11 protein-coding genes are annotated in these 14,380 nt (G+C 54.7%); all 11 read right to left on the reverse strand.

Annotated elements, in window-relative coordinates:
• Positions 1 to 36: 36 nt before the first annotated feature.
• The 11 genes from AC4IBF_RS17535 to bamA all read right to left on the reverse strand — a co-directional run bounded on the left by AC4IBF_RS17535 (position 37) and on the right by bamA (position 14,372).
• Positions 37 to 426 (reverse strand): VOC family protein, encoded by a 390-nt coding sequence (locus tag AC4IBF_RS17535; protein ID WP_133293819.1) that lies wholly within the window; start codon positions 424 to 426, stop codon positions 37 to 39.
• A 65-nt stretch (positions 427 to 491) separates the two neighbouring features.
• On the reverse strand, positions 492 to 2,624 hold the full coding sequence (locus tag AC4IBF_RS17540; protein WP_491462988.1) for a lysine decarboxylase LdcC: 2,133 nt from the start codon (positions 2,622 to 2,624) through the stop codon (positions 492 to 494).
• A gap of 100 nt (positions 2,625 to 2,724) precedes the next feature.
• The gene (accA, locus tag AC4IBF_RS17545; RefSeq protein WP_111963988.1) at positions 2,725 to 3,684 is read right to left on the reverse strand and encodes an acetyl-CoA carboxylase carboxyl transferase subunit alpha; all 960 of its coding nucleotides are present in this window, start codon (positions 3,682 to 3,684) and stop codon (positions 2,725 to 2,727) included.
• 12 nt (positions 3,685 to 3,696) lie between these two features.
• On the reverse strand, positions 3,697 to 7,179 hold the full coding sequence (gene dnaE, locus AC4IBF_RS17550) for a DNA polymerase III subunit alpha (RefSeq protein WP_133293817.1): 3,483 nt from the start codon (positions 7,177 to 7,179) through the stop codon (positions 3,697 to 3,699).
• A gap of 38 nt (positions 7,180 to 7,217) precedes the next feature.
• A complete protein-coding gene (gene rnhB / locus AC4IBF_RS17555; RefSeq protein WP_008501897.1) occupies positions 7,218 to 7,814 on the reverse strand; it encodes a ribonuclease HII in 597 nt (198 codons plus the stop codon).
• Complete coding sequence (gene lpxB, locus AC4IBF_RS17560; RefSeq protein WP_491462989.1) at positions 7,811 to 8,959, reverse strand: lipid-A-disaccharide synthase; 1,149 nt, start codon at positions 8,957 to 8,959, stop codon at positions 7,811 to 7,813. Before lpxB ends, rnhB begins: the two co-directional genes overlap by 4 nt.
• On the reverse strand, positions 8,959 to 9,747 hold the full coding sequence (gene lpxA, locus AC4IBF_RS17565; RefSeq protein WP_023310462.1) for an acyl-ACP--UDP-N-acetylglucosamine O-acyltransferase: 789 nt from the start codon (positions 9,745 to 9,747) through the stop codon (positions 8,959 to 8,961). Before lpxA ends, lpxB begins: the two co-directional genes overlap by 1 nt.
• 3 nt (positions 9,748 to 9,750) lie before the next feature.
• Positions 9,751 to 10,206 (reverse strand): 3-hydroxyacyl-ACP dehydratase FabZ, encoded by a 456-nt coding sequence (gene fabZ, locus AC4IBF_RS17570; RefSeq protein WP_010426706.1) that lies wholly within the window; start codon positions 10,204 to 10,206, stop codon positions 9,751 to 9,753.
• 102 nt (positions 10,207 to 10,308) lie between these two features.
• Entirely contained in the window at positions 10,309 to 11,334 is a 1,026-nt protein-coding gene (lpxD, locus tag AC4IBF_RS17575) for a UDP-3-O-(3-hydroxymyristoyl)glucosamine N-acyltransferase (protein WP_111963991.1), read from the reverse strand.
• A 3-nt stretch (positions 11,335 to 11,337) separates the two neighbouring features.
• A complete protein-coding gene (gene skp, locus AC4IBF_RS17580) occupies positions 11,338 to 11,832 on the reverse strand; it encodes a molecular chaperone Skp (RefSeq protein WP_045907838.1) in 495 nt (164 codons plus the stop codon).
• Between the two features lie 122 nt (positions 11,833 to 11,954).
• A complete protein-coding gene (gene bamA, locus AC4IBF_RS17585) occupies positions 11,955 to 14,372 on the reverse strand; it encodes an outer membrane protein assembly factor BamA (RefSeq protein ID WP_111963993.1) in 2,418 nt (805 codons plus the stop codon).
• Positions 14,373 to 14,380 lie beyond the last annotated feature (8 nt).

A 14,380-nucleotide genomic window follows, 5' to 3' on the forward strand; every position in this document is an offset into this window, starting at 1 on the left:
CCCGAGCTGAGCGGGCATTATCACACAGGACGAACATTACTGCTGATAAAGCTCCAGCGGCAGGCCGTCCGGGTCGTTGAAAAAGGTAAAGCGCTTGTCGGTGAACGGATCGACGCGAATCGCTTCGCACGGCACGCCGTGTGCTTCCAGATGCTTAACTGCGCTATCCAGGTCATCGACGCTGAAGGCGAGATGGCGCAGGCCGCAGGCTTCCGGGCGGGACGGACGAGCAGGAGGAAAAGGAAAAGAGAACAGTTCAATCACATACTGCCCGTTTAACGCCAGGTCCCCCTTCCAGGAGTCGCGCTCCTCGCGGTAGGCCTCACTCATAAGCGTGAAGCCAAGGATGTCGCAGTAGAAGGCCTTACTTTTCGCGTAATCGGTCGCAATGATCGCAATATGATGAACAGCTTTTAAACCCAGCATAGCTTCTCCTTTTTATGATCCCTGAACGTTACAACCGAAAACCCGCACCATGCAAGCGGTCACCCTTATTTTAGGACTCGCACCCAGTAAACGCCGTTTTCGTCGCGCTTCACACCGTGGATATCCGTCTCAAAACCGGGATAGTGACGCCCTACCGAACAAAGCATCAGCAGGAAATCGAGCACGGCCCGACTCTCTTCGGTAATCATCTCTCCCGGCATCAGGAGCGGTACGCCCGGCGGGTAGGGCAGGATCATGTTCGCTGATACGCGCCCGACCAGGTTTTCCAGCTCAACGGTTTCGACCTCCCCTTTCACCTGGCGCTGCCATGCCTTGTGCGGGGTAAACTTCATCTCCGGTAAGACATCGAACGCCTGAAGCATCAGACGCGGCAGATCGTGCTGACGGATCAGCCTGTGGATCCCCTGGGCCAGATCCTGAATGCGCATATTACGGTAGAAGTCAGGATCCTCCGCGTAGAGATCCGGCAGCATGTTCTTTACCCGCAGGTTGAGATCGTAGGCTCGCTTAAACTCCATCAGCCCGCGCAGCAATCCCATCGCCCGGGTTTTGTCGATCCCAATGCTGAACAGGAACAGCAGGTTATAGGGACCGGTTTTCTCCACCACCACGCCACGTTCATCAAGGAATTTCGCGACCAGCGCGGCCGGAATACCTTCATCGCTCATCCTGCCCTGCTCGTCCATGCCCGGCGTCAGGATCGTCACTTTTACCGGGTCGAGGAACATATGGTCGCTATCGGCATCCCGGAAACCATGCCAGTCTTCGCCGGGCGAGACGGGCCAGCATTCTGCCTCATCAATCTCTTCCGGCTGCCAGATATCAAAGAACCAGCCGTCGGCTTCATCTTTCAGCCGCTGCACCTCTTTACGGAAATGCAGCGCGCGGTCCACCGAACGGTTGATGAGACGTTTACCCGGGTTGCCGCGCAGCATCGCCGCGGCCGTTTCGATAGACGCCACCAGCGGATAGCTCGGCGAGGTGGTGGTATGCATCATAAAGGCTTCGTTAAAGGTCTCCTCGTCGTACTCGCCTTTAATGTGAATAAGCGAAGCCTGGGAAAACGCGGCCAGCATTTTGTGCGTCGACTGCGTTTCGAAGAATACTTTACCCGGCACGCGCTCGCCGCTCATGCCGCTTTTACCCGCGTAAATCGGGTGGAAATTAGTGTACGGTACCCATGCGGAATCGAAGTGGATCGACGGCACGTCCAAAGTCTTTTTGATCCAGTTCGTGTTGTACAGCAGACCGTCATAGGTCGAGTTGGTGATGACCGCATGAACAGGCCAGCTTGCGCCAGGAATTGCCGCGACCTTACTTTCAATGGCTTCATGGGTAAACTCCCGGCGCGGAATACCGCCAAGAATACCGAGCGCGTTACGCGTGGGCGACAGCCAGAGCGGTACGACGTCGCTCATCATCAGCAGGTGCGCCAGCGATTTATGGCAGTTACGGTCAATCAGCAGGGTGCTGCCGGCAGGCGCGGCGTACATCCCGACGATTTTGTTCGAGGTCGAGGTGCCGTTGGTCACCATATAGCTCTGCTCGGCGCCAAAGGTGCGGGCGATATACTCTTCGGCTTCCAGATGAGGGCCGGTGTGATCCAGCAGAGAGCCTAATTCGGTGACCGAAATTGACACGTCCGCTTTCAGCGTGTTGCCACCAAAGAAATCATAGAACAGGCAGCCCACCGGGCTTTTTTGGTAGGCCGTCCCCGCCATATGGCCTGGCGTACAGAAGGTATATTTCCCCTCCTTCACGTAGGTGAAGAGCGCGCGGGTAAACGGCGGAGTGATGTTATCGAGATATTCATTCGTGTATTGCTGAATTCGGGTCGCAATATCGTCCGCCACGCCGAGGGAATATTCAAAAAACCACAGCGCCATACGCATATCATTGGCGCTGACGTCCATGGTTGAGTGAGTATTAATAAATGCGTACAGCGGGAGGTATTCGTTCAGCTTGTTGATGTCGCTGCACAGTTCGAGATCATATTCGTCCCAGTCGAAGATCACGCCGCAGATACGCGGGTTGTGCTCGATGAACTTCAGCAGGTCGGCGCTGTTGTGCGGCCAGATTAGCTGATACCCACGCGACTGCAGGGCTTGCTCCAGCTCCTTAATCGGCTCATCTTTATAAAAGACGCCGTGTGGCCCCATAATGGCAATGATATTCATGGGCTTCCTCCTTTAAAAACATTAGCTAAGCATAGCCCGGCTAAACCGCAGGTATAAAAAAAGCCGCAACAGTGTGCGGCTTTTCAGATAATTGTGAAGCTTACGCGTAACCGTAGGTCATCAGGCGCTGGTAACGGCGGTTGAGCAGATCTTCTGTGCTCAGCACGTCCAGGTCCGCCAGGTCTGCCAGCAGCTGCGCTTTCAGAGACGCTGCCATCACTTCCGGCTTACGATGTGCACCACCCAGCGGTTCCGGGATGATGGAATCGATCAGCTTCAGCTCTTTCAGGCGTGGCGCAATGATGCCCATTGCTTCTGCAGCCAGCGGCGCTTTGTCGGCGCTTTTCCACAGAATGGACGCACAGCCTTCCGGGGAGATAACGGAATAGGTACTGTACTGCAGCATATTCACTTTATCGCCCACGCCAATTGCCAGCGCACCGCCGGAGCCACCTTCACCGATAACGGTACAGATGACCGGCACCTTCAGACGAGACATCTCGCGCAGGTTGCGCGCGATGGCTTCAGACTGACCGCGCTCTTCCGCGCCCACGCCAGGGTAAGCCCCCGGGGTGTCGATGAAGGTGATGATTGGCATGTTGAAACGCTCAGCCATCTCCATCAGACGCAGGGCTTTACGGTAGCCTTCTGGTGCTGGCATACCGAAGTTACGACGGATTTTCTCTTTGGTTTCACGACCTTTCTGATGACCAATGATCATCACCGGGCGTCCGTCCAGACGCGCGATACCGCCAACGATAGCTTTATCGTCAGCGTATGCGCGATCGCCTGCCAGTTCGTCAAATTCGTCAAACGCCAGGCGGACATAATCCAGGGTGTACGGACGCTGTGGATGGCGAGCCAGCTGGGCCACCTGCCATGCGCCGAGATCGGCAAAGATTTTGCGCGTCAGCTCTACGCTTTTCTCGCGCAGACGATGCACTTCTTCGTCGATGTTAATATCCAGTTTTTCATCCTGACGGCTTACCGCTGTCAGAGAATCGATTTTCGCTTCCAGCTCAGCAATCGGCTGTTCGAAATCAAGGAAATTCAGACTCATAGTATTCCTGTATTAGTCAAACTCCAGTTCCACCTGCTCCGAACCAATGAGGCCACGGAGATCGTTCAGTAAACGATCGCTCGGAGAGACACGCCACGTTGCACCAAAGCGCAACCGCGCACGTGCATCCGCCCTCTGATAGTAGAGATGTACTGGAATTGTCCCCGAGCGGTGGGGTTCCAGAGACTGACGGAGTCGGTTTAAAAGCTGGTCATCAATTTGCCTGTCCGTCAGCGAGATAGCAAGCCCGCGAGCATATTTTTCCCGGGCTTCGTCAATGTCCATCACTTCGCGGGCGGTCATTTTAAGCCCCCCACTGAAGTCATCAAAGCTGACCTGTCCGCTGACGATAAGTATGCGGTCTTTTTCCAGCAATTGCTGGTATTTATCCAACGCGTCGGTGAACAGCATCACCTCCAGACGCCCGGAACGGTCATCCAACGTACAGATGCCGATACGATTGCCGCGCTTGGTGACCATAACCCTTGCAGCAATCACGAGCCCCGCAGCCGTGGTGATTTTACCACGTTCTGTCGGATGCATGTCTTTAAGCCTGTGGCCGCCGACATAGCGCTCAATTTCTTTAATGTACTGGTTGATCGGGTGCCCCGTCAGGTACAAGCCTAACGTTTCACGCTCCCCATCCAGTACCACCTGTTCTGGCCACGGCTGGCAGTTGGAATAAGATTGCTCGATCTGCTCTGGCTCTTCCGCCAGCACACCGAACATATCCGCCTGACCAATGGCTTCCGCTTTTGCGTGCTGATCCGCCGCTTTCAGGGCGTCGCCGAGGGAATTCATCAGCGCGGCGCGGTGCGGCCCCAGCCTGTCAAACGCGCCGGACATGATCAGTTTTTCCAGCACGCGACGGTTCAGTTTTTTGGTATCGGTACGGGCGCAAAGATCGAACAGCTCGCGGAAATACCCGCCGTTGTTACGCGCTTCGATGATCGCCTCGATCGGACCTTCACCTACGCCTTTGATCGCGCCGATCCCGTAAACGATCTCTCCGTCATCGTTGACGTGGAAGTGGTAGAGCCCTGAGTTAATATCCGGCGGCAGGATCTTAAGTCCCATGCGCCAGCACTCGTCCACCAGGCCAACCACCTTCTCGGTGTTATCCATATCGGCCGTCATTACCGCCGCCATAAATTCAGCAGGATAGTGCGCCTTCAGCCACAGCGTTTGATACGACACCAAAGCATAGGCGGCGGAGTGAGATTTGTTAAATCCGTACCCGGCGAATTTCTCCACCAGGTCGAAGATTTTCATCGCCAGCTCGCCGTCAACGCCGTTTTTCTTCGCCCCGTCTTCAAAAATGGAGCGCTGCTTGGCCATCTCTTCCGGCTTTTTCTTACCCATCGCACGACGCAGCATGTCCGCGCCGCCGAGCGTATAGCCGGAAAGCACCTGGGCAATCTGCATGACCTGTTCCTGATACAGGATGATGCCGTATGTTGGTTCCAGTACCGGCTTCAGGCTTTCGTGCTGCCACTGAACGTCCGGGTAAGAAATCTCTTCGCGACCGTGCTTACGGTCGATAAAGTTATCTACCATCCCTGATTGCAGTGGGCCCGGACGGAACAGGGCGACCAATGCGATCATATCTTCGAAGCAGTCAGGCTGCAGACGTTTAATCAGATCTTTCATGCCGCGGGATTCAAGCTGGAAGACGGCTGTCGTCTCCGAGCGCTGCAGCATGTCGAAACTTTTCTTGTCATCCAGCGGGATGGCGGCGATATCCAGCGGCGGCTCGCCGTTCTTCTCGCGGCGGGCGTTGATCATCTCCAGCGCCCAGTTAATGATGGTCAACGTGCGCAGGCCAAGGAAGTCGAACTTCACCAGCCCGGCGTATTCTACGTCGTTCTTGTCAAACTGGGTAACCGGGTGTTGGCCCGCTTCATCGCAGTAAAGCGGTGCAAAATCCGTAATTTTAGTCGGGGCGATAACCACGCCCCCCGCATGCTTACCGGCGTTACGCGTGACGCCTTCCAGCTTGCGCGCCATGTCGATCAGCGCTTTGACTTCTTCGTCCGCTTCGTAGATTTCCGGCAGCTGTGGTTCAGCCTCAAAGGCTTTCGCCAGCGTCATGCCCGGATCGGGCGGCACCAGCTTAGAAATGCGATCGACAAACCCGTAAGGATGGCCCAGCACGCGGCCCACGTCACGGATAACCGCTTTCGCCGCCATCGTACCAAACGTAATAATCTGCGATACCGCATCACGGCCGTACATATCGGCCACGTGCTCGATCACCTGGTCGCGTTTCTCCATGCAGAAGTCGACGTCGAAGTCGGGCATCGAGACACGTTCCGGATTAAGGAAACGTTCGAACAGCAGGTCGAACTCCAGCGGATCGAGGTCGGTAATTTTCAGCGCATACGCCACCAGCGAACCTGCACCGGAGCCACGCCCTGGCCCGACCGGCACGCCGTTATCTTTCGACCACTGGATAAACTCCATAACGATCAGGAAGTAGCCCGGGAAGCCCATCTGGTTGATCACCTGGAGTTCAATGTCCAGGCGTTCGTCATACTCAGGACGACGCTTTTTACGCTCTTCTTCATCCGGGAACAGGAATTCCAGACGCTCTTCCAGACCTTCTTTTGATTTCGCGACCAGGAAATCTTCCGTGGTCATGTCACCCGTCGGGAACTGCGGCAGGAAGTATTCGCCGAGGCGGACGGTAACGTTGCAGCGCTTGGCGATCTCTACGCTGTTTTCCAGCGCTTCGGGAATATCGGAGAAGAGTTCACACATCTCCTCCTCGCTGCGCATGTACTGTTGAGCGGAGTAATTACGCGGCCGCTTCGGATCGTCGAGCGTAAAGCCATCGTGGATCGCCACGCGGATTTCGTGCGCGTCAAAATCTCCCGGTTCGAGAAAGCGTACATCGTTTGTCGCGACGACGGGCAGACCGCGTTCTTCCGCAAGTGCGACCGCCGCATGAAGATAGCTCTCTTCGTCCTGGCGACCGGTGCGGATCAACTCCAGATAATAACGATCCGGAAAATACTCTTCGTAGAACGAGACGCATTGATCCACCAGCGCGCTGTTACCGCGCAGCAGTGATTTGCCGACGTCACCCATACGGCCACCGGAGATCAGCAGCAGCCCTTCGTTGAGCTCGGCCAGCCAGTCGCGGTCGATCCACGGGCCCAGCGCACCATATCCGCGCTGATAGGCTTTTGAGATAAGCAGCGTGAGGTTTTGGTAACCCGTGTTGTTCATCGCCAGCACGGAGATTTGCGTCAGTTCATCCCCGATTAGGTCGCTCTGCACGTGGAAATCCGCGCCGACGATGGGCTTTATCCCCGCGCCGTGCGCTGTTCCGTAGAACTTCACCAGGCCACACAGGTTGGTAAAATCGGTGATCGCCAGCGCAGGCATGCCAAGGGAGGCCGCCTTTTTTACCAGCGGCCCGGTCTTCGCCAGCCCATCGATCATGGAGTAGTCGCTATGCACCCGCAGGTGTACGAAACGTGGTTCAGCCATCTTCAGATTCCGCGTTACTTAATTGCTTGCGTATTGATTCAGGACACCCGTCCCAGCGCGCGTTTCACCGGGCCGAAACTGCGCCGGTGGTGTTCGGTTGCGCCATGTTCAGCCAGCCTCTCCAGGTGGAAAGGTGTGGGATACCCCTTGTGCTGGGCGAAACCGTACTGAGGGTAAGTGAGGTCCAGCGCGGCCATTTCGGCGTCGCGCGTCACTTTGGCAATAATAGAAGCTGCGCTAATTTCTGCGACCCGGCTATCGCCTTTGACGACCGCCATTGAAGGCATGGGCAATGCCGGACAGCGGTTGCCGTCAATCAGGACATATTCCGGGGAAATTTTCAGGCCCGCTACCGCACGCTGCATCGCCAGCATCGTGGCGTGCAAAATATTCAGTTCATCTATTTCATGCGGTTCAGCGCGCCCCAGGCTCCAGGCCAGCGCCTTCTCCTGAATCTCACTAAACAGCGCCAGCCGGCGCTTTTCAGACAATTTTTTAGAGTCGTTCAGCCCGACGATCGGCCGAGCCGGATCGAGGATCACCGCAGCGGTCACCACTGCCCCGACTAACGGACCACGACCCACTTCGTCCACGCCCGCCACAAGATGGGTGTGAGGATAAACAAATTCCATCATTTCGCTAGCTCCAGCACCGCATCGGCCGCTTGCTCATCAGCATTACAGCGGATCAGTTGATGCAGTTCGCGGAAGGTATCGTGCATCTGGTGGCTGGTCTTGCCGTTGGCGAGCAGCGGCAGCAGCGCATCGGCAAGCGCCTGCGGCTGGCACTCATCCTGCAGCAGTTCTTTCACCAGCTCGCGCCCGGCAAGCAGGTTCGGCAGGGAGACATAATCCGTTTTCACCAGACGTTTTGCCAGCCAGAAAGTGAACGGCTTCATGCGATAACCGACCACCATCGGACATTTCGCCAGCATGCATTCCAGCGCCGCCGTGCCGGAGGCTAGCAGTGCGGCATCGCTCGCATACATCGCTTCCCGCCCTTTGCCGTCCAGAAGACGGACGTGGAGATCCGGGGCGACTTCCGCTTTGATGCGCTCAAACTGCTCGCGGCGTTTGGCATTCGCCAGCGGCACGACCACTTCGAGATCGGGGTACGTCTGGCGAAGAATTTGCGCTGTCTTGAGGAAATCGGCGCTCAGCATCTCAACCTCTGCGCCACGGCTGCCCGGCAGCAAGGCCAGACAGTGCACATCATGGGGAATGCCCAGCACGTCGCGCGCCGCGTTTTTATCCGGATCCAAGGGCATCGCATCAGCCATGGTATGGCCGATAAAACGGCACGGAACATTAAATCTGTCGTAAAACGCTTTTTCGAAAGGCAGAAAAGCCAGCACCAGGTTGGTGGACCGTCCGATTTTGAAAACGCGTTTCTGTCGCCACGCCCAGACGGACGGACTGACGTAGTGAATCGTTTTGATACCCTGCTTTTTCAGATTCCCTTCGAGGGTAATGTTGAAATCAGGTGCATCGATACCGACAAACACATCGGGTTTGAGTTCGGTAAAACGACGGGTGAGATCGGCGCGGATGTGCAGCAAACGGCGTAGCCGCCCCAGCACCTCAACGATGCCCATCACGGCGAGCTCCTCCATTTCATACCAGGCTTCACAGCCTTCGGCCTGCATTAGCGGGCCAGCAACGCCGACAAAACGAGCATTGGGTACACGCGCCTTAAGCGCGCGGATGAGACCGGCACCAAGAATATCGCCGGAGGTTTCTCCGGCGACCAGGGCTATCGTAAGCGGACGACCGTCGACCATTAACGAATCAGACCCCTTGTGGAACGGTCAAAGAATTCCATGAACGCGTTCACTTCCGGGTGCTTATTCGCCAGCTCGGCAATTTCCGGCTTCGCCTCTTCCAGCGTTTTACCGCTACGGTACAGCAGTTTGTACGCGTTGCGGATGGCAGTAATCGCTTCGCGACTAAAACCACGACGCTTGAGGCCTTCGATGTTCACGCCAAACGGCGTGGCATGGTTGCCCTGCGCAATCACATACGGTGGGACGTCCTGCGCCACACCGGAGCATCCGCCAACCATCACGTGCGCACCAATGATGCAGAACTGATGGACTGCGGTCATGCCGCCAATAATTGCGAAGTCATCAACCGATACGTGTCCTGCCAGCGTTGCGTTGTTGGCAAGAATACAGCGGTCACCTACGGTACAGTCGTGCGCAATATGCGCATTAACCATAAACAGGTTATCGCTGCCCACCTTCGTCAACCCACCACCCTGTACTGTTCCACGATGAATGGTGACGCTTTCGCGAATACGGTTACGATCGCCAATTTCCAGACGGGTCGACTCACCAGCATATTTTAGATCCTGGTTAACTTCGCCGATGGAAGCGAACTGATAGATCTCGTTATTGCAGCCAATGGTCGTGTGACCGTTCACGACAACGTGAGATTTCAGTACTGTACCCTCACCAATTTCGACATGGGGTCCAACAATACAAAACGGGCCAATGTGGACGTTAGCACCAATGATGGCACCGGTTTCCACAATCGCGGTAGGATGAATAAAGGCGGATTTATCAATCACGTATCAGGACTCCCGGCTACGAGCACACATCATCGTCGCTTCGCAAACAACTTTGCCGTCAACCAGCGCTACGCCTTTGAAGCGAGTCAGGCCACGACGCGTTTTTTCAAAAGTGACTTCCATGATCATCTGATCACCAGGCACGACAGGGCGCTTAAAGCGCGCTTCATCGATACCCGCGAAGTAATACAGCTCACCTGGCTCCAGTTTACCGACGCTTTTAAACGCCAGGATACCGGTAGCCTGAGCCATCGCTTCCAGAATCAACACACCCGGGAAGATAGGCTTCCCAGGGAAGTGCCCCTGGAAGAACGGCTCGTTCACGGAAACATTTTTCACTGCGCGCAGAAAACGACCTTCTTCAAAATCCAGCACACGGTCTACCAGCAGAAACGGGTAGCGGTGCGGCAGAAGTTCTAAAATCTCTTCAATATGCAGAGTATGAGTGTCAGTAGTCAAAATACTCTTCCTGTCAAAATGTACTGATAACAATAATAACACGGCCTGCCGGTTTATTAGAAAGCCGACAGGCCGGGAAAAATAGCGTTAAACGGATGACGCTTAATCTTGTTGATCGATCTTACGCTCAAGAGACTTGAGGCGCTTGTTCATATCATCAATGTTCATCACCAGAGCTGCTGTTTTACGCCATACCTTGTTGGGCTGAAGCGGAATGCCGGAGGAATAGACGCCAGGTTCAGTGATAGGACGCATTACCATGCCCATTCCCGTCACGGTGACCTTGTCGCATATTTCCATATGGCCATTAATCACGCTCGCGCCGCCAATCATGCAATAACGGCCAATTTTCAGGCTGCCTGCCATGATGACGCCACCCGCAACCGCGGTATTGTCGCCAATCACAACGTTATGCGCAATCTGGCACTGGTTATCGATGATAACACCATTGCCAATGATCGTGTCGTCAAGCGCGCCACGGTCAATGGTGGTACAGGCGCCGATCTCTACGCGATCGCCAATAATAACGCGACCAAGCTGCGGGATCTTAACCCAGTTACCGCGATCGTTAGCGTAACCAAAGCCATCGGAACCAATCACGGTGCTGGACTGGACGAGGCAATTTTCGCCAATTTCAACGTCATGATAAACGGACACGTTGGCCCATAAACGGGTCCCGGCGCCGATTTTCGTATTTTTCCCAACGAAGCAACCTGGGCCAATGACGACGTTATCGCCCAGCACAACGCCGGATTCGATAACCGCATTCGCGCCAACGGCGACGTTGTTACCCAGCCTGGCCGTCGCATCAATCGCTGCACTGGCAGCAATGTTCTGGGCCGGCTGCGGCGTGGTATCGAGAATTTGAGCCATGCGTGCATACGTCAGGTAGGGGTTTTTCACTACCAGCGCGCTTACAGTGGCAAATGGAAGATCGTCCTGCGTCAGTACAACAGCTGACGCCTGGCATTGAGCCAGTTGCTCACGGTACTTAGGGCTTACCATGAAGGTAATCGTGCCAGCTTTAGCAGATTGCATGGACGCAACAGCGGTGATGACGATATCGCCATCACCGTGTAATTCTGCATCCAACTGCTGAGCTAAATCAGCCAGTCGAATTGAAGGCATTACTTATTTAACCTGTTTCAGAACATCAGCAGTGATGTCTTTAACATCTTTGCTGTTGAAAGCAACGGCGTTCGCATCAACAACCAGATCGATGCTCTGATCGGCAGCCACTGCTTTAACAGCGGTCTGAATGCGAGTCACCAGCTTGCCGCGTTCTTCGTTAGAACGACGCTGACGATCCTGCTCGAAAGCCTGCGCTTTCTGGGAGAACGTCTGGCGCTGAGCCATTACGTCTTTTTCCAGCTTGCTGCGGTCGCTTGCTTTCATGGTAGAACCATCACGCTGCAGACGCTGCATTTTGGACTGAAGATCGTTTTCCATACCCTGCAGTTCGCTTGCACGGCCTTTGAATTCGTTTTCCAGAGTCGCAGAAACACCTGTTTTCTGTGCAACCTGCTGGAACAAATTACCCATGTTGACGATTGCAATTTTGTCTGCTGCCTGAGCAGAAGTTGCCATCGCTAAACCGAGACCTGCAGCTAATAACCACTTTTTCACAATTAACTCCTTACCATCCCATTGGCACCAGAAGGTACCGTTCTTTGCGTGGCAAGGCGACCGTGTTACCGATCGCCAGTTGTCAGCGCTACACTGCCAACGCATTCCTTTGCAGCGGATTATTACCAGGTTTTACCAATGTTAAACTGGAATTGCTCCGCTTTGTCTCCATCGTATTTCTTAAACGGCTGGGCGTAAGAGAAGACCAACGGCCCCAGCGGTGACATCCATTGTAATGCGATACCGGCAGACATGCGAATATTGCTCGGATCGCTGTAGTCTGGAACGCCCTCTGCGCGCATCTGGGCAGTATTCTGCCAGTTGGTATCCCACACGGTACCTGCATCCCAGAAGAAGGACGTACGGACCGAGTTCGCGTATTTATCACTGATAAACGGCGTTGGCGTGATGAACTCCAGGCTGGCAACGGCCATGGCGTTACCGCCCACCGCGTCATCAGAGCTACAGACTTCGGAAGAGGAAGACTTATTACAGTTATCTTTGTCGTTCCCGCCGTAGTAAACCGCTTTCGGACCAATGTTGTTGGACTGGAAACCACGAACGGTGCTGGAGCCACCCGCATAGAAGTTTTCATAGAACGGCAGTTCTTTGCCACCCAGACCATCGCCATAGCCCCAACGGGTACGACCCAGAACCACCCACTTATGATCGTCATCGATCGGGAAGTAGGATGCGGTATCCAGCGTGACCTTATAGAACTCGTTATCGGAACCCGGAACTGTAACTTTACCGTTCAGGTTGACGCGAGAACCTTCCGTTGGGAAGTAGCCGCGGTCGAGACGGTTATAGGTCCAACCGTAGTTAAAGGTGAAGTCATCCGCCGCGAAGCCATTGTCATGACCAGTTTTGCTGGTTGACTGGCCGATAGAGTCCAGATAACGCCACATCGCCACCTGAGGTTGCATGTTGGACAGGTCGTTATGCACGTAACCTAAGCCCGCACGCAGGGTGTTGTATTCGTTAACCGGGAAGCCAAGCGTACCGTCTACACCGTAACTCTTGTTGGTGTAAGAAGACAGATCCGCGTCGTCTGCTTTAAAGTCGTTATAGAAAATACGACCGCCCAGGCTCACACCGTCTACGGTGAAGTATGGGTTAGTCACAGAGAACTCAGAGTAGGTCTGGTAGTCGTTTTTGGTGCCGTTAATACCGACAGAGTAACCTGTACCCAGCCAGTTATCCTGCTGCACGCCGACCTGGAAGCTGACGCCGCTTTCAGTACCGTAGCCCACACCGAAGTTGAAGCTACCGGTGTTGCGCTCTTTCACTTTATAAACGACATCAACCTGATCCGGGCTGCCCGGTACGCGCTGGGTATCGGTATCCACCGTTTCAAAATAACCCAGACGGTTCAGACGCTCTTTACCCTGATCAACGAGGTCGCTACCCAACCATGCGCCTTCCATCTGACGCATTTCGCGACGCAGAACGGAATCTTTGGAGGTGTCGTTACCGACGAAGCGGATCTTACGCACGTAGAAACGGTTGCCCGCATCAACATTCACATGCAGCTTAACGGTTTTATCCGCATCATTGATTTCAGGCTGAGTCTGTACGCGCGGATAGGCATAACCATAGCGGCCGAGCAGCTTCTTGATGCTGTCTTCCATTTTGGTTACCTTGGAACCGCTATACAGGTCGCCTGGCTGAATTTTGGTCAGTGATTCGATTTCAGCAGAATGCCCCGCCAGATTACCACTCACTTCAACACCAGAAAGCTTGTACTGCTCGCCTTCGGTGATGTTAACCGTGATGTAGATGCCTTTCTTGTCCGGAGTCAGACTGACCTGAGTCGAGTCGATGTTGAAACGCGCATAGCCACGATCGAGATAGTAGCTGCGCAGGGTTTCAAGGTCGCCCGCCAGTTTCTGTTTCTGATATTTGCGATCGCCTACCACGTTCCACCATGGCACTTCATCGCGCAGCTGGAAGGTGGAGATCAGTTCGTCGGTGCTGAACGCATGGTTGCCGACAATGTTGATCTGCTGGATCTTCGCAGAAACACCTTCCTGGAAGACCAGCTTCAGGTCAACACGGTTACGTGGCAGCGGAGTGACAACCGCTTTCACGCTGGCACTGTATTTACCGACGCTGTAGTAGAAGTCTTCCAGACCTTTTTCAATGTCTGAAAGGGTTGTGCGGTCCAGAGATTCACCCACACGAACACCCGATGCTTCAAGGTTTTGCTTGAGCATGTCATCTTTCACCGACTTGTTACCGGAGAAAGTGATACTGGCGATCGTTGGACGTTCTTTTACCTGTACCAGCAGCGTATCACCATCGCGCAGGACGCGAACGTCCTCAAAGTTGCCGGTGGCAAACAGAGCACGGATGGTGTTACTGATATCATCATCATTAACCGTATCGCCGGGGCGTACAGGCATACTGAGGAGGGCCGCACCAACGGCGACACGCTGGAGGCCTTCGAAATGAATGTCTTTCACTACGAACCCGTCAGCACCGTATACGGTGGCGCTGCTAAACAGCAGCGACGCTATGAGCAACTTTTTCATCGCCATCGTTATTA

It is taken from the genome of Enterobacter sp. Taxon_8, assembly GCF_058354585.1.

Coding starts and splice junctions, on each gene's coding strand:
- AC4IBF_RS17535 (WP_133293819.1), bottom strand. CDS start 426: ATGCTGGGTTTAAAAGCTGTTCATCATATTGCGATCATTGCGACCGAT.
- AC4IBF_RS17540 (WP_491462988.1), bottom strand. CDS start 2,624: ATGAATATCATTGCCATTATGGGGCCACACGGCGTCTTTTATAAAGAT.
- accA (WP_111963988.1), bottom strand. CDS start 3,684: ATGAGTCTGAATTTCCTTGATTTCGAACAGCCGATTGCTGAGCTGGAA.
- dnaE (WP_133293817.1), bottom strand. CDS start 7,179: ATGGCTGAACCACGTTTCGTACACCTGCGGGTGCATAGCGACTACTCC.
- rnhB (WP_008501897.1), bottom strand. CDS start 7,814: ATGATGGAATTTGTTTATCCTCACACCCATCTTGTGGCGGGCGTGGAC.
- lpxB (WP_491462989.1), bottom strand. CDS start 8,959: ATGGTCGACGGTCGTCCGCTTACGATAGCCCTGGTCGCCGGAGAAACC.
- lpxD (WP_111963991.1), bottom strand. CDS start 11,334: ATGCCTTCAATTCGACTGGCTGATTTAGCTCAGCAGTTGGATGCAGAA.
- bamA (WP_111963993.1), bottom strand. CDS start 14,372: ATGGCGATGAAAAAGTTGCTCATAGCGTCGCTGCTGTTTAGCAGCGCC.